Origin of the sequence: Immundisolibacter cernigliae (assembly GCF_001697225.1) — a bacterium.
In the GTDB taxonomy this organism is placed as follows: domain Bacteria; phylum Pseudomonadota; class Gammaproteobacteria; order Immundisolibacterales; family Immundisolibacteraceae; genus Immundisolibacter; species Immundisolibacter cernigliae.
Genome location: NZ_CP014671.1, coordinates 2,556,081 through 2,572,747, shown reverse-complemented (window position 1 = coordinate 2,572,747; position 16,667 = coordinate 2,556,081). Strand labels below are relative to the sequence as shown.

17 protein-coding genes are annotated in these 16,667 nt (G+C 68.6%); 13 read left to right on the top strand and 4 right to left on the bottom strand.

Annotated elements, in window-relative coordinates; translation table 11 throughout:
* The first annotated feature begins 116 nt into the window (after nt 1–116).
* The 4 genes from lptA to rapZ all read left to right on the top strand — a co-directional run bounded on the left by lptA (nt 117) and on the right by rapZ (nt 3,709).
* Nucleotides 117–566 carry a lipopolysaccharide transport periplasmic protein LptA gene (lptA, locus tag PG2T_RS12315; RefSeq protein ID WP_068805963.1) on the top strand — a complete coding sequence of 150 codons (450 nt, stop codon included), beginning with the start codon at nt 117–119 and terminating at the stop codon, nt 564–566.
* Nucleotides 563–1,288, top strand: coding sequence for an LPS export ABC transporter ATP-binding protein (gene lptB, locus PG2T_RS12310; protein ID WP_068805960.1), 726 nt, complete (start codon nt 563–565; stop codon nt 1,286–1,288). Before lptA ends, lptB begins: the two co-directional genes overlap by 4 nt.
* 68 nt (nt 1,289–1,356) lie before the next feature.
* Nucleotides 1,357–2,826, top strand: a complete 1,470-nt coding sequence (locus PG2T_RS12305; protein ID WP_068805957.1) for an RNA polymerase factor sigma-54 — start codon at nt 1,357–1,359, stop codon at nt 2,824–2,826.
* A 13-nt stretch (nt 2,827–2,839) separates the two neighbouring features.
* Nucleotides 2,840–3,709, top strand: coding sequence for an RNase adapter RapZ (rapZ, locus tag PG2T_RS12300; RefSeq protein ID WP_068805954.1), 870 nt, complete (start codon nt 2,840–2,842; stop codon nt 3,707–3,709).
* A gap of 12 nt (nt 3,710–3,721) precedes the next feature.
* Here the strand turns inward: rapZ and prmB are convergent, their stop codons facing one another.
* Genes prmB through msrP form a run of 3 tightly spaced genes read right to left on the bottom strand, consistent with a single transcriptional unit; the run spans nt 3,722 to nt 6,208 of the window.
* Complete coding sequence (prmB, locus tag PG2T_RS12295; RefSeq protein WP_068805951.1) at nt 3,722–4,612, bottom strand: 50S ribosomal protein L3 N(5)-glutamine methyltransferase; 891 nt, start codon at nt 4,610–4,612, stop codon at nt 3,722–3,724.
* A gap of 12 nt (nt 4,613–4,624) precedes the next feature.
* Nucleotides 4,625–5,254, bottom strand: coding sequence for a protein-methionine-sulfoxide reductase heme-binding subunit MsrQ (locus PG2T_RS12290; protein WP_068805948.1), 630 nt, complete (start codon nt 5,252–5,254; stop codon nt 4,625–4,627).
* A gap of 3 nt (nt 5,255–5,257) precedes the next feature.
* Nucleotides 5,258–6,208, bottom strand: a complete 951-nt coding sequence (gene msrP / locus PG2T_RS12285) for a protein-methionine-sulfoxide reductase catalytic subunit MsrP (protein WP_068805945.1) — start codon at nt 6,206–6,208, stop codon at nt 5,258–5,260.
* Between the two features lie 208 nt (nt 6,209–6,416).
* Here msrP and PG2T_RS12280 point away from each other — a divergent pair, with 208 nt between their 5' ends.
* Nucleotides 6,417–6,716 (top strand): ComEA family DNA-binding protein, encoded by a 300-nt coding sequence (locus PG2T_RS12280; RefSeq protein ID WP_068805942.1) that lies wholly within the window; start codon nt 6,417–6,419, stop codon nt 6,714–6,716.
* A 114-nt stretch (nt 6,717–6,830) separates the two neighbouring features.
* Here PG2T_RS12280 and PG2T_RS12275 read toward each other — a convergent pair whose 3' ends face one another.
* Nucleotides 6,831–7,292 (bottom strand): c-type cytochrome, encoded by a 462-nt coding sequence (locus tag PG2T_RS12275; RefSeq protein ID WP_068805939.1) that lies wholly within the window; start codon nt 7,290–7,292, stop codon nt 6,831–6,833.
* A gap of 160 nt (nt 7,293–7,452) precedes the next feature.
* On the opposite strand from PG2T_RS12275, the gene PG2T_RS12270 reads away from it, so the two are divergent.
* The 8 genes from PG2T_RS12270 (at nt 7,453) to PG2T_RS12235 (ending at nt 16,556) form a co-directional block, all read left to right on the top strand.
* Entirely contained in the window at nt 7,453–8,613 is a 1,161-nt protein-coding gene (locus PG2T_RS12270; RefSeq protein WP_068805936.1) for an isovaleryl-CoA dehydrogenase, read from the top strand.
* 92 nt (nt 8,614–8,705) lie between these two features.
* Nucleotides 8,706–9,884, top strand: a complete 1,179-nt coding sequence (locus PG2T_RS12265) for an acetyl-CoA C-acyltransferase (RefSeq protein ID WP_068805933.1) — start codon at nt 8,706–8,708, stop codon at nt 9,882–9,884.
* Nucleotides 9,885–10,013: 129 nt separating this feature from the next.
* Nucleotides 10,014–10,979: an NADP-dependent oxidoreductase gene (locus tag PG2T_RS12260; protein WP_068805930.1), complete on the top strand. Its 966-nt coding sequence runs from the start codon at nt 10,014–10,016 to the stop codon at nt 10,977–10,979.
* A 32-nt stretch (nt 10,980–11,011) separates the two neighbouring features.
* On the top strand, nt 11,012–12,619 hold the full coding sequence (locus PG2T_RS12255) for a carboxyl transferase domain-containing protein (RefSeq protein WP_068805927.1): 1,608 nt from the start codon (nt 11,012–11,014) through the stop codon (nt 12,617–12,619).
* 7 nt (nt 12,620–12,626) lie between these two features.
* Nucleotides 12,627–13,418, top strand: coding sequence for an enoyl-CoA hydratase/isomerase family protein (locus PG2T_RS12250; RefSeq protein ID WP_068805925.1), 792 nt, complete (start codon nt 12,627–12,629; stop codon nt 13,416–13,418).
* A gap of 1 nt (nt 13,419) precedes the next feature.
* On the top strand, nt 13,420–15,414 hold the full coding sequence (locus PG2T_RS12245; RefSeq protein ID WP_068805922.1) for an acetyl/propionyl/methylcrotonyl-CoA carboxylase subunit alpha: 1,995 nt from the start codon (nt 13,420–13,422) through the stop codon (nt 15,412–15,414).
* A gap of 1 nt (nt 15,415) precedes the next feature.
* The gene (locus tag PG2T_RS12240; protein WP_269465824.1) at nt 15,416–16,336 is read left to right on the top strand and encodes a hydroxymethylglutaryl-CoA lyase; all 921 of its coding nucleotides are present in this window, start codon (nt 15,416–15,418) and stop codon (nt 16,334–16,336) included.
* A 46-nt stretch (nt 16,337–16,382) separates the two neighbouring features.
* Complete coding sequence (locus tag PG2T_RS12235) at nt 16,383–16,556, top strand: DUF1328 domain-containing protein (RefSeq protein ID WP_068805919.1); 174 nt, start codon at nt 16,383–16,385, stop codon at nt 16,554–16,556.
* Nucleotides 16,557–16,667: the final 111 nt, after the last annotated feature.

Here is a 16,667-nt window from a genome sequence, read left to right as displayed (position 1 = left end):
CCGGCGGCGGCGCTCCCGTCCGCTGCATATTTTTGCCCATACAACTGACACCCATGCGTTTTTCATCCACTCGCCCGCTGTGTGGCCTTGCCTTGCTGTGCCTTGCCGGTTCCGTCATGGCCCTGGATTCGGACCGCCAGCAGCCGATCTATATAGATGCCGATCGGGTCGAGCTGGACGAGGCCAAGGGCCTGAACACCTACACCGGCGCCGTGGTGGTGGTGCAGGGCACGATGCAGATCAACTCCGACACGCTGGTCATCCACACCGAAAACCGCAAACCGACCCGCTATGTCGCCAACGGCAAACCGGCCCGCTACAAACAGCAGCCCAAGCCCGACGAAGGCGATGTGGTGGCCACCAGCCGGCAAATGGAATACGTGATCGGCGAGAAGAAGCTCTATTTGCGCGGGGATGCCCACATCACCCGCCAGGGCGACGTGTTTCAGGGCGATCAACTGGTGTACGACACCGTGCGCGACCTGGTCACCGGCAGCGGCGGCGAGGGCGGGCGCATCCGCATGATCATTCAACCCCAGCGCGGCGCCGAGAAAGCGGCGCCATGAGCCAGCTGACCGCGCACAACCTGCGCAAGAGTTACCGGGGTCGTGCGGCGGTAGCCGACGTGTCGCTGCAGGTCGGGCCGGGCGAGATCGTCGGCCTGCTCGGCCCCAACGGCGCCGGCAAGACCACCTGCTTTTACATGATCGTCGGCCTGGTGGCGCCCGACAGCGGCCACGTGGCCATCGACGGCGTGGACATCACGCAGGCGGGTATGCCCCAGCGGGCGCGCCTGGGCCTGGGCTACCTGCCGCAGGAAGCGTCGGTGTTTCGCAAGCTGTCGGTCCAGGACAACCTGCGTGCCATCCTGGAAACCCGCCGCGACCTGGATCCGGACGCGCGTCGAGCGCGCCTGGAACGGCTGCTCAACGACCTGCACATCGCGCACCTGCGCAGCAGCCCGGGCGCGGCCCTGTCCGGCGGGGAGCGGCGGCGGGTGGAAATCGCCCGCGCGCTGGTCATCGAGCCGCGCTTCATGCTGCTGGACGAGCCGTTCGCCGGCGTCGATCCGATCACCGTGATCGACATCCAGCGGATCGTGCGCGACCTGGCCGCGCGCGGCATCGGCGTGCTGATCACCGACCACAACGTGCGCGAAACCCTGGGCATTTGCCACCGCGCGTACATCGTCAACGAAGGCGAAGTGATGGCGGCCGGCACTCCGGAAACCATTCTGGCCGACGATCGCGTGCGCGCGGTGTACCTGGGCGACGCATTCCAGTTGTAGCCCGGCTTTGCGCAGGGCGCGGCATACGGTACGCTTCTTGCTAACCGAAGATTCCGCCTGGCAGTCGCATGAAGCAAGGTCTTGAACTTGGCGTCTCGCAGCACCTCGCGCTGACGCCGCAGCTGCAGCAGGCAATCCGCCTGTTGCAGCTGTCGACGCTGGACCTGCAGTTGGAGATTCGGGAAGCGCTGGACGCCAACCCGCTGCTGGAAGCAGACGAAGAAACAGCCGAACTCGCCGAAGAACCGCAGCTGCCGGTCATGCCGGAGCAGCCCGAGCGCGCCCTGGAGTTCGACGGTGACAACGAAATCCCGCAGGAACTGGCGGTCGACGGCAACTGGGAAGACACCTTCATCGACCTGGGGGCAGGCAGCGGCGCCAACAGCCGCGACGAGGATGACGGCGGCGACTTCACTGCCGTGTCCAGCAAAGCCGAGACGCTGTACGACCATCTGCTGTGGCAGCTTGATCTGACGCCGTTCAGCCCCGACGACCGGGCGATCGCCGAACTCATCCTGGACGCCATCCGAGCCGACGGCTACCTCGGCCAAACGGTCGCCGAGCTGTGCCTGACCGCCAGCGAGGGACGCAGCGAACCGGTGGACGAAACCGAGCTGCTGTCGGTGCTGCGGCGCATCCAGCACTTCGACCCGGCCGGCGTCGGCGCGCGCGACCTGGCCGAGTGCCTGCGCCTGCAGGTCGAGCAGCTCGAGGGCCTCGATGCGCAGCTGCGCGAGGCCGCGCTGTCGGTGCTCGAGTACATAGCGCTGCTGGGCGAGCACGACTACAAGGCCCTGCAACGCGCCACCGGCCTGCCGGCCGAGACCGTCGACCAGGCCGTACATCTGATCCAGGCCCTGAACCCGCGCCCCGGCACCAGCCTTGACGCAGACGAGCCCGAGTACATCGTCCCGGACGTGCTGGTGCGAAAGATCAACGGCGTGTGGCAGGTCGAGCTGAACCCCGCCATTGCGCCCAAACTGCGAATCAATCAGACCTACGCCGGCATGATCCGCCGCCGCGACAGCGGTGCCGAGAACGAATACCTGAAAAATCGCCTGCAGGAAGCCCGCTGGTTCATCAACAGCCTCAAAAGCCGCAACGACACCCTGCTGCGCGTGGCGCGGGCCATCGTGCAGCGCCAGGTCGGGTTCTTCGAGGAAGGCCCGCACGCCATGGTGCCGCTGGTGCTGCAGGACATCGCCGACGAACTGGGTCTGCACCAGTCGACCATCTCGCGCGCCACCAACCGCAAGTACATGCATGCCCCGCGCGCCATCTACGAGCTGAAGTTCTTCTTCTCAAGTCACGTATCGACCAGCGACGGCGGCTCGGCCTCGGCCACCGCCATCCGTGCCCGCATCCGCGACCTGATCACTGCCGAAACTCCCGGCAACCCGCTCAGCGACAACGACCTGGCCGAACAGCTCCAGAAGGCGGGCATCAACGTGGCTCGCCGCACAGTGGCCAAATATCGCGAGGGCATGGGCATCGCCTCCACCACCGAGCGGCGCAAGGCGGCCCGCCGCAAGAGTTGATTTGAACCCACCCATGCCGCAGCGCCTGATCATCGTCAGCGGCCTGTCGGGGGCCGGCAAGTCCACGGCGCTGCGTGCGCTCGAGGACCTAGGCTTCTATTGCGTCGACAACCTGCCGATCGCGCTGCTGCCGGCCCTGGGTCAGGAACTGACGCGCAGCGGCGCTGACACGCCGGCCGCGGTCGGCATCGATGCGCGCAACTTCTCCGATCTGACGGCGCTGCCCGGCATCCTGAAAGCGATCCGCGACAACGCCGTCGACTGCCAGGTGCTGTTCTTCACCGCCGACCGGCAAACCCTGATCAATCGCTACAATGAAACCCGGCGCCAGCACCCGCTGGCCGGTCAGGGCGGCTCGATCAGCGAGGCCATCGACGCCGAACAGGCGCGCCTGGCGCCGATCGCTGAACTCGCGGACCTCTGCATCGACAGCTCCAGCCTGAACATCTACCAGCTGCGCAGCAGCGTGCGCGACCTGCTCAGCCACGGCCGGCAGGCGCCGACGCTGGTGTTCCAGTCCTTCGGTTACAAGTTCGGCACGCCGCTGGATGTCGACATGGTGTTCGACATGCGGTGCCTGCCCAATCCGCACTGGGATCCGGCGCTGCGCGAGTTCACCGGCCTGGATGCGCCGGTGCGGGAGTTCCTGGACCGGCAGCCGGATGCGCAGCAGTTGTTCGCCGACATCCGGCAGTTTCTGGACAACTGGCTCCCGCGCTTTGCCGCCAGCGACCGCAGCCAGGTGACGGTGGGCATCGGCTGCACCGGCGGCCGGCACCGCTCGGTCTACATGGCACATCGTCTGGGCGAGCATTTCAGGACGCGGCAGGACACAAACCCGGCGGAGCGCGTGTTGGTGCGCCACCGCCAGCTGGCCGGCTGAAGGCGGACGGACTCAGGCCAGCGCCTGGAGCAAGTCCTCACGGCTGATCACGGCCACGCCCTCGCCGCCGCGGGCAAATTCCACCCACGTGAACGGCAGCTGCGGCAGGCGCTCGACCAGCGCCGGCCAGGTGGCACCGACCTCCAGCACCAGCAGGCCGCCGTCACTCAGATGCATCGCTGCGCCACGCAGGATGCGCAGCGGGTGGTCCAGGCCGGCATCGGGCGACACCAGGGCGCCCGGCGGCTCGTGGCGGTACTCGTCCGGCAGGCCGGCGTATTCCGCGTCCGGCACATACGGCGGGTTGCTGACGATGAGGTCATAACCCTCGCCGGCCAGCAGCGCCTCGTAAAGATCGGACCGCAGCAAACGCACCCGCTGGTGCAGGCCGTAGCGGGCCACGTTCATTGCCGCGACGTCGAGCGCGTCCTGGCTGATGTCGACTGCGTCCACCGTGGCCTCTGGAAATGCCAGCGCGCAGGCAATCGCGATGCAACCGCTGCCGGTGCCGATGTCCAGAATGCGTGTCGGGCTTGTGTCGTCCAGCCACGGTGCAAAACCGTTCTGGATCAGCTCGCCGATCGGCGAGCGCGGGATCAACACCCGCGGATCCACGGCGAAGCGCAACCCGGCGAACCAGGCCTCGCCGGTCAGGTACGGCGCCGGCAGGCGCTCGCTGATGCGTCGATGCAGCAGTGCGGTCACCGCCACACGCTCCTCGACAGTCAACGCGGCGTCCAGAAACTCCGGCGCCAGCGGCAAATCCAGGTGCAGTACATGCGCGATCAGGACCGCCGCCTCGTCCGCAGCACCGTCCGTTCCATGGCCATAAAAAAGACCAGCGCCGGCAAAGCGACTGGCGCCCCAGCGCAGGAAATCGCGCAGCGTGCGTAATGAATCCAAGATGCGTCCGGATCAGGCGGGCTGGCGGCCGGCTGGCGGCCGGCGCCGGAAACGGTGGCCAGGGGCCACGAAACGGGCCACCAATAATAGTGCAAACACCGTCAGGTAAATCGTCGGCTCGGCGGTGTCAGCCTTCACCTTCCACCAGAAATGCAGCAGCGCCAGGCCGGTAGCCACGTATACCAGCCGGTGCAGCGCCTGCCAGCGACGGGCGCCCAGCCGCCGGATCGCCGCATCGAACGAGGTCGCTGCCAACGGCAGCAGCAGGACGAAGGCCGCCATGCCGACCGTGATGAACGGCCGCTTCAGGATGTCACCGACGATCTGCGACCACAGCAGGCCCTGATCGAGCACGGCGTAGACCAGCAGATGCAGCAGCGCGTAACTGGCCGCCGTCAGTCCCAACAGGCGCCGGTGGCGCAGCAGCACCGTCCAGCCGGTCAGCCGGCGCAGCGGCGTGGCGGCCAGCGTCAGCAGCAAAAAGCGCAGCGCCCACTGGCCCAGTTCGAGCGTGAGTTCCTCGATCGGATTGGCACCCAGGCGATTACCCAGGGCGCGCGCCAGCAATACCAGGGCCGGCGTCAGTGCCAGCGTCCACAGGCCGGCGGCCCACAGGCGGGCTTGCAGTGCGCCGCGACGCACGCCTCAGAAATCCCGGCGCAGGTCCATGCCGGCGTACAGGCTGGCCACCTGCTCGGCGTAGCCGTTGAACGGCAGCGTCGGCCGGCGCGACGCCAGCAGGCCCTCGCCCAGACGCCGCTCGCGCGCCTGCGACCAGCGCGGGTGATCGACCTGCGGATTCACGTTGGCGTAGAAGCCATATTCCTGCGGCGCCACCACGTTCCACGCCGTCTGCGGCTGCTGCTCGGCAAAGCGGATGCGCACGATCGACTTCACGCTCTTGAAGCCGTATTTCCACGGCACCACCAGCCGCAGCGGGGCGCCGTTCTGGTTGGGCAGCACATCGCCATACAGGCCCACCGCCAGGAAACTGAGCGGATGCATCGCCTCGTCCAGGCGCAAGCCCTCCACATACGGCCAGGGCAGCACGTCGCGTTTCTGGCCGGGCATCTGCTCGGGGTCGTGCAGGGTGGTGAATTCGACGTACTTGGCTGAACCGAGCGGCTCGACCCGGCGCAGCACATCGGCCAGCGGCAGGCCGATCCACGGGATCACCATCGACCAGCCCTCCACGCAGCGCAGGCGGTAGATGCGCTCCTGCAGGTTCTTCGGCTGCAGCAATTCTTCGATATCAACGGTGAGCGGGCGGCTCACCGCGCCGTCGATCTGAACCTGCCACGGCCGCGGGCGCAGCGTGTGGGCATTGGCGGCCGGGTCCGCCTTGTCGGTACCGAATTCATAGAAATTGTTGTAACCGGTCACGAACTGGCGCGGCGTGAGCGCCTCATCGGTTCCGAACGGCCCGCGCGGCACCGCCGCGAGCGGCCCGACGGCCGACGCCGACCTGGCGAAACCCGGCCACGCGAGCGCCAGTCCCGCCCCGGCGCCGGCCAGCAGCAACTGGCGACGCGCCTGATACACCGCTCGCGGCGTGATCGCCGATGCACCCGGAACACTCAACCTGAAGCGTTTCATGGCACCTCCTCGCACCGGATAACCGAGCCGTTTCAGGCAACGGGCGTTTCGTGAGTGCTTGGACGCATCACCGGGCGGTTAGTTACACCCCCCGAACAGACCTTTCACGCGTTATTTTTTACATGTACGCTTGCCACTGCCTGTTCTTGACGACACTGTCCTGAAAGGCACTTCACCTCAACCAAAGCACCAAACGGGAGTACAGACCATGTCGAAGTTCCGGAATACCTGCGTTGCCTTGTTTGTGACACTCGCGGCGGGAATCGCCGCTGCCGAACCGGTCGACATCAACTGCGCCGACGCGCCGGCACTCACCGCCGGCCTGAAGGGCATCGGCGACGCCAAAGCCCAGGCCATCGTCGCTTACCGGACCGAGAATGGGCCATTCAAGTCCGCGGACGATCTGGAAAAGGTCAAAGGCATCGGCGCCAAGACCATCGAGGCCAACCGCACCAACATCACGCTGGGCGAAAACTGCGCCCCAGCGGCGACTGCACCGACACCGTAATCGGGACGCCTTGCGCGTCAGATGGCCGGCCACCCCGCCCGGGGTGACCGGCCTTTTTTATGGGCGTCGCGGCGCGGCCGCGTCCGACCCCACCCGGCCAGGCCCGACCGGTCGTCAGTCTTCCTTGTACTTGTCGTGGCAGTCCTTGCAGGCCTGACCGACCTTGCCGAACTGCGGCTTCAGCGCATCGATCGCAGAGGCGGTCTTGGCCGCTTCGGCCAGCTTCCCGGCCTCGGTCTGGAAGCTTTCCATCTTGGCCTTGAAGTCGTCCATGTTGTCCCAGATTTCCTGCTTGGCGTCGGTCTTGCCGACCCGGCTGTCCGGGATGAAGCCCTCCAGCGGCAGGGTGCTCAGAAAGGCCACGCGCTCGGCGCGCAGGGCGAAGGCCTTGGCGTCGAAGGGGATTTCGCCCTTGACCATGCCGGCCATGGGGCCGAAGTTGCCGGCGATGACATGAAACACACTCTGGCGGTAGCCGACCGCGCGCTCGGCGGGCGTGGGCTCGCCTGCGCCGTGTGCCACGGCAGTGACGGCGAACAGAACGGCAGCGCAGGACAGGGCGGTTTGACGCTTCATCGGGCTGGAACTCCTCGGTCTGTAAAAGGGCGATATGCGGTCGGTTTGGACTCTAACACAGGCCACTTGGCCCGCTTTCGGGCGCCTTGGAGGGGCACCGCAGGTGATAGTATTCGGCCCGTTACCGGTCGTTCAACTCAATCACCGGCGGGGGCTGGCGGTGTCATTCGACGTGCATCTGGATGAAGAACTCGACCTGCTGCGCGACACCGTGGCGCGCTTTGCACGTGACGAGGTGGCGCCGCTGGCGGACCAGATCGACCGCAGCAACGAATTCCCCATGCACCTGTGGCAGCGCATGGGCGAGCTCGGCCTGCTGGGGATGACGGTGCCGGAGGAATTCGGCGGCAGCGGCATGAGCTACCGGGCGCACCTGGTGGCGATCGAGGAAATTTCCCGCGCCAGCGCGTCGGTGGGCATGTCCTATGGCGCGCATTCCAATCTGTGCGTGAACAACCTGTACCTGAACGGTACCGACTCGCAGCGGCGCAGGTTCCTGCCCAAGCTGTGCTCCGGCGAACACGTCGGCGCGCTCGCCATGTCCGAGCCCGGTTCCGGATCGGACGTGGTCGGCTCCATGCGCTGCACGGCGGTGCAGCGTGGCGAGGTGTGGATCGCCAACGGCAGCAAGATGTGGATCACCAACGGCCCGGATGCCGACGTGCTGGTGGTCTACATGCGCACCGACGACGCCGCCAAGGGCTCGCGCACCATCACCGCCTTCATCATCGAGAAGGGGATGCCGGGCTTCAGCACGGCGCAGAAGCTCGACAAGCTCGGCATGCGCGGCAGCAACACCTGCGAGCTGGTGTTTCGGGACTGCGAAATTCCGGCTGAAAACGTGCTGGGCGCGGTCAACCAGGGCGTCAAGGTGTTGATGCGAGGCCTGGATTCGGAGCGCGTGACCCTGTGCGGCGGGCCGCTGGGCATCATGCAGGCGGCCATGGACGTGGCGCTGCCCTACGTGCACGAGCGCCGCCAGTTCGGGCAGGCCATCGGCACCTTTCAGCTGATGCAGGGCAAGCTCGCCGACATGTACGTGGCCCTGCAGTCGGCACGGGCGTTTGCCTACCGCGTGGCCGAGGCGGTGGACGCCGGCCGGCCGTCGCGCAAGGACGCCGCCGCCTGCCTGCTGTACGCGTCGGAAAGCGCGGTGCGCGTGGCACTGGAAGCCATCCAGTGCCTGGGCGGCAACGGCTACATCAACGACTACCCCACCGGTCGGCTGCTGCGCGACGCCAAGCTGTACGACATCGGCGCCGGCACCAACGAAATCCGCCGCATGCTGATCGGCCGCGAGCTGTTCGACCAGACCGCCTGAGCGGTCGCGCCGTTCGATCAGATTCACAAGGAGCACACCGCCAAAAGCGGTTGTGTCGCTCAAGCACTTCACTGCATCAGGAGCACATCACCATGACAACCAACGTCGTCATCGTTGCCGCCCGGCGTACCGCCCTGGGCAGTTTTCAGGGCCAGTTCGCCAGCCTGTCGGCCTCGGATCTGGGCGCCGCCGCGATTGCCGCCGTGGTCGCCGATGCCGGCGTGGACGGGGCGCAGATCGAGGATGCGCACATCGGCTGCGTGCTGCCGGCCGGCCAGGGCCAGGCGCCCGGCCGCCAGGCGGTGCTCAAGGCCGGCCTGTCGCTGGGCGTGCCGGTGACCACCGTCAACAAGATGTGCGGCTCGGCCATGAAGGCGACCATGTACGCCTTCGACCAGATTCGCAGCGGCGACGTGAAGGTCGCCCTGGCCGGCGGCATGGAGTCCATGAGCAACGCGCCGTACCTCCTGCCCAAGGTGCGCCAGGGCCTGCGCATGGGCCACGGGCAGGTGCTCGACCACATGTTCTGCGACGGTCTGCAGGACGTGCGCGAGGGCCTGCTGATGGGCGCCTTTGCCGAGCGCTGCGCCGACAAGCAGGGTTTCAGCCGCGAGCAGCAGGACGCCTTTGCCATGGAGTCCCTGCGCCGCGCCCAGCGCGCCACCAATGAGGGCGACTCGGCCACCGAGATCGTGCCGGTGACGGTCAAGACCAAGGCGGGCGAAGTCAGCTACGACAAGGACGAGCAGCCGCTGACGGCGAAGATCGACAAGATTCCCACCTTGAAGCCCGCCTTCAAGGAAGGCGGCACGGTCACCGCCGCCAACTCGTCGTCCATCTCCGATGGCGCCGCCGCATTGGTGCTGATGGCCGAGGAAGAAGCCGCCCGCCGCGGCCTGAAGCCCCTGGCACGGGTGCTGGGGCACGCCACCCACGCCCAGAACCCGGCCTGGTTCACCACCGCGCCGGTCGGCGCCATCGAGCTGCTGCTGCGCAAGCTCGGCTGGACGCCGGACAAGCCCGATCTGTACGAAGTGAACGAGGCCTTCGCCGTGGTACCGATGACGGTGATGCAGGAACTGCGCATCCCGCACGAGAAGATGAACGTGCTGGGCGGGGCCTGCGCGCTGGGGCATCCGGTCGGCGCCTCCGGCGCGCGCATCGTGGTGACGCTGCTGAACGCCCTGCGCCGGCGCGGCGGCAAGTACGGCGTGGCGGCGATCTGCCTGGCCGGTGGCGAGGCCACCGCGCTGGCGGTGGAGCTGTTGTAAGCGCTCCTTCCATTCACCCCGCGCCACGGCCCGGCGCGTGTGGTGCAGGAGCGGGCATGGCCCGCTCCTTGTAATGACAGCCCTTCGTCGCTGCCGGGCGGCTTCCCCCAAACCAGAGCGCCCCTGCGCATGAAAGCGATCGTCATCCATGACTTCGGCGGCCCAGAGCAACTGCAACTCGTCGACCGGCCCATGCCGCCGATCACCCACGAGCAGGTGCTGGTGGCGGTCCGCGTGGCCGCCGTCAACCCCATCGACTGGCGCATCCGGAAAGGTCAGCTGAAGGATTTCGTGGCCTACGAATTCCCTGCCATCATGGGTCGCGAGGTCTCGGGCGTGGTGGCCCAGGTCGGCGCCGCGGTGCGGGATTTTGCGGTCGGCGATGCCGTGTTGGTCTTTCTGCAGCAGCGGCTGATGCACTGGGGTGGCTACGCCGAATATGTCCCGGTCGAGGCCGCCAAGCTGGCGCACAAGCCGGCCAATCTGAGCTTCGAGCAGGCAGCGGCGCTGCCGGTGGCCGGCCACACAGCCTGGCAGGGCCTGTTCGAAGTCGCGCAATTGAAGCGCGGCGAGGTGGTGCTGATCACCGGCGCGGCCGGCGGCGTCGGCAGCCTGGCCGTGCAGTTGGCCTGCGACGCGGGGGCAACGGTCATCGCCAGCGCCAGCCCGGCCAATCATGAGTTCGTGCGCAGCCTGGGCGCCGCCTTGGTGGTGGACTACCAGGCACCGGATTTTGCCGCCCGCATCGCGGCACAGTTCCCGGCCGGTGTGGACGTGATCTTCGCCGCCTTTGCCGGCGTGTCCCTGCAGGGCGCCCGGCCGTTGGTACACGCCGGCACGCGCATCGTGCTGCTCAGTCCGGTGGCCACCGAACAGGACCTGCAGATCGGGCCGGTGAGCTCGCAGCTGCTGATTGCGCGGGCCGACGGCGCGCAGCTTGAGAAGATCGCGCAGCTGGCCGCGCAGGGCCGGCTGCGCCCGCAGATCGGCCCGCTGCTGCCGCTGGAGCAAGCCGCCCGTGCGCACGAGATGAGCGAAAGTCACCACACGCGGGGCAAAATCCTGCTGCGGGTGGCCGCGGACGATCCGGCGTAACCCGGCCGCACACCGAACCGAGGAGGCCCCGCGTGCCGGTACTGGACAGCAAGCTGAATCCCGCCACGCCGCAGTTCCAGGCCGACGCCGCGCACAACCGCGCGCTGGTGGCGGACCTGAAGGCCAAGCTGGCGCAGTACGCCACCGGCGGCCCCGAGCACGCCAAGGCCAAGCACTCCGCGCGCGGCAAGTTGCTGCCTCGGCAGCGCGTGGAGGCGCTGCTCGATCCGGGCACGCCGTTTATGGAACTCTCGCCGCTGGCGGCGCTGGGTCTTTACGGGGACGAGGCGCCGTCGGCCGGCATCGTCACCGGCATTGGCCGGGTGTGCGGGCAGGAGGTGGTGATCGTCGCCAACGACGCCACCGTCAAGGGCGGCACCTACTACCCGCTGACGGTCAAGAAACACCTGCGTGCGCAGCAGATCGCGCTCGAGAACCGCCTGCCGTGCATCTACCTGGTCGATTCCGGCGGCGGCTTCCTGCCGCTGCAGGACGAGGTATTCCCCGACCAGCACCACTTCGGGCGCATCTTCTACAACCAGTCGGTGATGTCGGCGGCCGGCATCCCGCAGATCGCCATCGTCATGGGCTCCTGCACGGCCGGCGGCGCGTATGTGCCGGCGCTGTGCGACGAGACGGTGATCGTCAGAAATCAGGGCACGATCTTCCTGGGCGGCCCGCCGCTGGTGAAGGCGGCCACCGGCGAGGTGGTGAGCGCCGAGGATCTGGGCGGCGGCGACGTGCATAGCCGCACCTCGGGCGTCACCGATTACCTGGCCAGGAACGACCTGCACGCGCTGGGCATTGCCCGCGACATCGTGGGCACGCTCAACCGCAGCAAGACCATCGACCTGCCGCTGCGCGAGCCGGTGGCGCCGCGTTACGACGCCCACGAGCTGTACGGCCTGGTGCCGGCCGATGCGCGCCAGCCGTTCGACGTGCGCGAGGTCATCGCCCGCCTGGTGGACGGCTCCGAATTCCAGGAGTTCAAGCAGCTGTACGGCACCACGCTGGTGTGCGGCTTCGCGCACCTGTGGGGTTATCCGGTCGGCATCATCGCCAACAACGGCATCCTGTTCTCGGAGTCCGCCCTCAAGGGCGCGCATTTCATCGAGCTGTGCTGTCAGCGCAGGATTCCGCTGCTGTTCCTGCAGAACATCACCGGCTTCATGGTCGGGCGCGAGTACGAGAGCCGCGGCATCGCCAAGGACGGCGCCAAGCTGGTCCACGCCGTGGCCAACGCACAGGTGCCCAAGTTCACGGTCATCATCGGCGGCTCGTTCGGGGCCGGCAACTACGGCATGTGCGGGCGCGCCTACGGGCCGCGCTTTCTGTGGATGTGGCCCAACGCCCGCATCTCGGTGATGGGCGGCGAGCAGGCCGCGAGTGTCCTGGCCACGGTGCGGCGCGACAACATCGAGGCGCGCGGCGACAGCTGGTCGGCCGAGGCGGAAGACGCCTTCAAGGCGCCGATTCGCGAGCAGTACGAGGTCCAGGGCCATCCCTACTACGCCACTGCCCGGCTGTGGGACGACGGCGTGATCGACCCGGCCGACACCCGCACGGTGCTCGGCCTGGCCCTGTCGGCATCGCTGAACGCGCCGATTGGCGAGCCGCGCTTTGGCGTGTTTCGGATGTGAGGCGGCCATGGACACCCTGCAAACCCTGACCCTGCATACCGACCACCGCGGCGTGGCCACGCTGGCGCTGAACCGCCCGCAGGTGCACAACGCCTTCAACGATGTGGTCATCACCGAACTGAGCCATCTGCTGGGCCGGCTGGGCACCGATCCGGCGGTGCGGGTGGTGGTGCTGACCGGTGTCGGCGAGACCTTCTCGGCCGGCGGCGACCTGGGCTGGATGAAGTCGATGATCGGCTTCAGCGCCGCCGAAAACGAGGCCGATGCCCGCCAGCTCGCCAACCTGCTGGAGCTGCTGGACCGCCTGCCCAAGCCCACCATTGCGCGCGTCAACGGCAGTGCGCTGGGCGGCGGCGTGGGGCTGGTGGCCTGCTGCGACATCGCCGTGGGCACGGCGGACGCAAAGTTCGGCCTGACCGAAGTGCGTCTGGGGCTGGCGCCGGCCACCATCGCGCCCTACGTCATCCGCGCCATCGGCGCCCGCGAGGCGCGGCGGTATTTCCTGACCGGCGAGCGCTTCGACGCCCGTCACGCCCTGCGCATCGGCCTGCTGCACGAGGCGGTGGCCGCACAGGCGCTCGACGCCACCGTCAACACCCTGGTCGAGCACCTGCTGCACGGCGGGCCGCAGGCGCTGGTGGCCTGCAAGCGCCTGGTCGAGGACGTGCAGACGGCCGCCGACCGCGACGCGCTCAAGCGCGACACCGCCGCCCTGATCGCCCGCCTTCGCGTGTCGGACGAAGGTCAGGAAGGACTGCGTGCCTTTTTCGCCCGCCGGGCCCCGGAATGGATGCGCTGACGTGTTCAACACGATCCTGATCGCCAACCGCGGCGAAATCGCCTGCCGCGTCATCGCCACCGCCCGCCGGCTGGGCATCCGCACCGTGGCCGTGTACTCGGACGCCGATGCCGGCGCCCGCCACGTGCGCCTGGCCGACCGGGCACAACGCCTGGGACCGGCGCCGGCGGCGCAGTCGTATCTGAACATCGAGGCCGTGATCGGCGCCGCACTCGCCAGCGGCGCGCAGGCCATCCACCCCGGTTACGGCTTTCTGGCCGAGAACGCGCAGTTCGCGCGCCGCTGCGCGCAGGCCGGGCTGGTCTTCATCGGCCCGCCGCCGGAGGCCATCGAGGCCATGGGCGCCAAGGACGCCGCCAAGCGCCTGGTGGTGCAGGCCGAGGTGCCGGTGGTGCCGGGCTTCGACGCGCCGGGCGCGGACGACGCGCAGTTGATCAAGGCGGCCGGTGGCGTGGGCTACCCGCTGCTGGTCAAGGCCGCGGCCGGCGGCGGCGGGCGCGGCATGCGCCGCGTGGACGCGCCCGATGGCCTGGCCGACGCCATCGCCGGCGCGCGGCGCGAGTCGCTGGCCGCCTTTGGCGACGACACGTTGCTGCTGGAGCGCTACGTGACCGGCGCCCGGCACGTCGAGGTGCAGGTGTTCGCCGATGCGCACGGCAACGCGCTGCACCTGTTCGAGCGCGATTGCTCCGTGCAGCGCCGGCACCAGAAGGTGGTGGAGGAAGCCCCGGCGCCGAGCCTGTCCGACACGCAGCGCACGGCCATGGGCGCGGCAGCGGTACGCGCCGCGCAGGCGGTCGGCTACCGCGGCGCCGGCACGGTGGAGTTCCTGCTGGCGCCCGACGGGGCCTTCTATTTCCTCGAAATGAACACCCGCCTGCAGGTGGAGCACCCGGTCACGGAGCTGGTCACCGGACTCGACCTGGTCGAATGGCAGCTGCGCGTGGCGGCCGGCGAGCCGCTGCCGCTGGCGCAGGCCGACATCCCGCGCCGCGGCCATGCCATCGAGGTGCGCCTGTGCGCGGAAGACCCGGCGCGCGGCTTCCTGCCCGGCGTGGGCCGGCTGGACACGCTGGCGCTGCCCGCCGCCGGGCCGGGGCGGCGCGTCGATACTGGGTTTGAGACCGGCGACAGCGTGCCCTCGCATTACGACTCGCTGCTGGCCAAGCTGATCGCCTGGGGCGAGGACCGCGAACAGGCCCGCGCGCGGTTATTGGCCATGCTGGCCGAGACGGCCACCGTGGGCGTGGCCAGCAACGTGGCGCTGCTGGAGCGCATTCTGGCTACCGACGATTTCGCCGCCGTGCAGCACCACACCGGCTGGCTGGAAGGCGTGCTGGACGGCCTGGTCGCAGCCACGCCGCCAGCGGTCGACGCGCTTTTGGCCGCCACCTGGCGCCTGACAAGCGACGAACAGGCAGCGGCTTTAAGCGGGCACGGCAACGACCGCGCCTCGCCGTGGTCGCTGGCCGGGCCGTTTCGGGTCGGCGTGCCGGCCAGGCGCACCGTGCTGTGGCAGACAGCCGACCAGACGCAGCACGCCATCACCCTCACCGGCCGCAACGATGGCGGTTACGACTGGCAGTGCGATGATCTGGACGGTCCGCTCGACGGCCGCCGGGATGAGGCCACAGTCACCGTCGATGGCCCGGCCGGGCAGCAAACCTGGCGCGTCTGGCGCAGCGGCGGGAGTTTCGAACTGGCCGGCCCGCAGCGACTGCGATTGCATTACCTGGACCCGCTGGCCGCCGAGGCCGGCGAGGAAGAAGCCGAACTGCGCCTGACCGCGCCCCTGCCCGGCAAGCTGGTGCAGGTGGCCGTGCAGGTCGGTCAACAGGTGGCCAAGGGCGACCTGCTGCTGGTGCTCGAAGCGATGAAGATGGAGCACCGCATCGTCGCCCCGCACGACGGCGTGATCGAGAGCGTCGGCGGGGCGACCGGCGATTTCGTGCCGGCCGCCGCGGTGCTGGTCAGCTTCGTCCCGCAGGAGACCTGACGTGCTGCCGGGCAGCCTGCCGCAGCGTATCCGCATCTGCGAGATGGGGCCCCGCGACGGCCTGCAGAACATTCCGGACACCGTGCCGCCAGATGTGAAACTCGGCCTGATCGACCGCCTGCAGGCAACGGGCCTCAGCTACATCGAAGTCGCCGCCTTCGTCAGTCCCAAGGCGGTGCCGCAGATGGCCGACGCGCAGGCCGTCTGCGCGGGCCTGAAGCGCCGGCCGGGCGTCAGCTACGCCGCCCTGGCGCCCAACGTGCAGGGCCTCGAACGGGCGCTGGCCTGCGGCATCGACGAACTCGGACTTTTCACCGCCGCGTCCGAGACCTTCTCGCAGCACAACACCCGCTGCACGATCGACGAGTCCCTGCAGCGCGCCGCCGCCATCGCCGCGCCGGCCCGCGCCGCCGGCGTGCGCCTGCGCGGCTACGTGTCCTGCGTGCTGGGCTGCCCCTACGAGGGCGCCACCGACCCGGCAAAAGTCGCCGAGCTGGCCGCGGCACTGTTCGAGCTGGGCTGCTACGAAGTCTCGCTGGGCGACACCATCGGCGTCGGTACGCCCGGCAAGGCGCGCGCGCTGCTGTCGCGGGTCCGCCAGGCGCTGCCGACCGCCCCGCTGGCCCTGCATTTTCACGACACCTACGGCCAGGCCCTGGCCAACATCCTGGCCTGCCTGGACCTTGGCATCGCCAGCGTCGACAGCTCCGTGGCCGGCCTGGGCGGCTGCCCCTACGCACCCGGCGCCAGCGGCAACGTGGCCAGCGAAGACGTGGTCTACATGCTGCATGGCCTCGGCATCGAGACGGGTGTTGACCTGGATGCCCTGTGCGCCGCCGGCGCCTACATCAGCGAGGCGCTCGGCCGGCCGTCCGGCAGCAAGGCGGGGCGGGCGCTGGCCGCCCGGGCGCGGCGGGGCTGACGCACGATGTTTTCCCGGCATGGCCGGGCTGCTGCGGCAACCTGGAATGATTAAGTGGGCATTGATTTTTTTCGTGATTTCACTTGTCGCCGGGTTCTTTGGCTTCAGCGGCGTTGCGTCCGGCGCCAAATCGATATCCAAGGCGCTCTTCTACATTGCGCTGATCATCTTCCTGATCGTCCTGGTGTTCGGGGTGCTTCTGGGCGTGCTGGTGTTCTGACCGGCATCCTGCCGATCCAATGACACCGTGGCTCGCGCCACCACCGACACGCCCATGCCAGCGATGACCCGTTGCGCGGCACCGTTAGCGCGACTGTCGGTCTCCGGCCGG

Coding starts and splice junctions, on each gene's coding strand:
- lptA (WP_068805963.1), top strand. CDS start 117: ATGGCCCTGGATTCGGACCGCCAGCAGCCGATCTATATAGATGCCGAT.
- lptB (WP_068805960.1), top strand. CDS start 563: ATGAGCCAGCTGACCGCGCACAACCTGCGCAAGAGTTACCGGGGTCGT.
- PG2T_RS12305 (WP_068805957.1), top strand. CDS start 1,357: ATGAAGCAAGGTCTTGAACTTGGCGTCTCGCAGCACCTCGCGCTGACG.
- rapZ (WP_068805954.1), top strand. CDS start 2,840: ATGCCGCAGCGCCTGATCATCGTCAGCGGCCTGTCGGGGGCCGGCAAG.
- msrP (WP_068805945.1), bottom strand. CDS start 6,208: ATGAAACGCTTCAGGTTGAGTGTTCCGGGTGCATCGGCGATCACGCCG.
- PG2T_RS12280 (WP_068805942.1), top strand. CDS start 6,417: ATGTCGAAGTTCCGGAATACCTGCGTTGCCTTGTTTGTGACACTCGCG.
- PG2T_RS12275 (WP_068805939.1), bottom strand. CDS start 7,292: ATGAAGCGTCAAACCGCCCTGTCCTGCGCTGCCGTTCTGTTCGCCGTC.
- PG2T_RS12265 (WP_068805933.1), top strand. CDS start 8,706: ATGACAACCAACGTCGTCATCGTTGCCGCCCGGCGTACCGCCCTGGGC.
- PG2T_RS12260 (WP_068805930.1), top strand. CDS start 10,014: ATGAAAGCGATCGTCATCCATGACTTCGGCGGCCCAGAGCAACTGCAA.
- PG2T_RS12250 (WP_068805925.1), top strand. CDS start 12,627: ATGGACACCCTGCAAACCCTGACCCTGCATACCGACCACCGCGGCGTG.
- PG2T_RS12235 (WP_068805919.1), top strand. CDS start 16,383: ATGATTAAGTGGGCATTGATTTTTTTCGTGATTTCACTTGTCGCCGGG.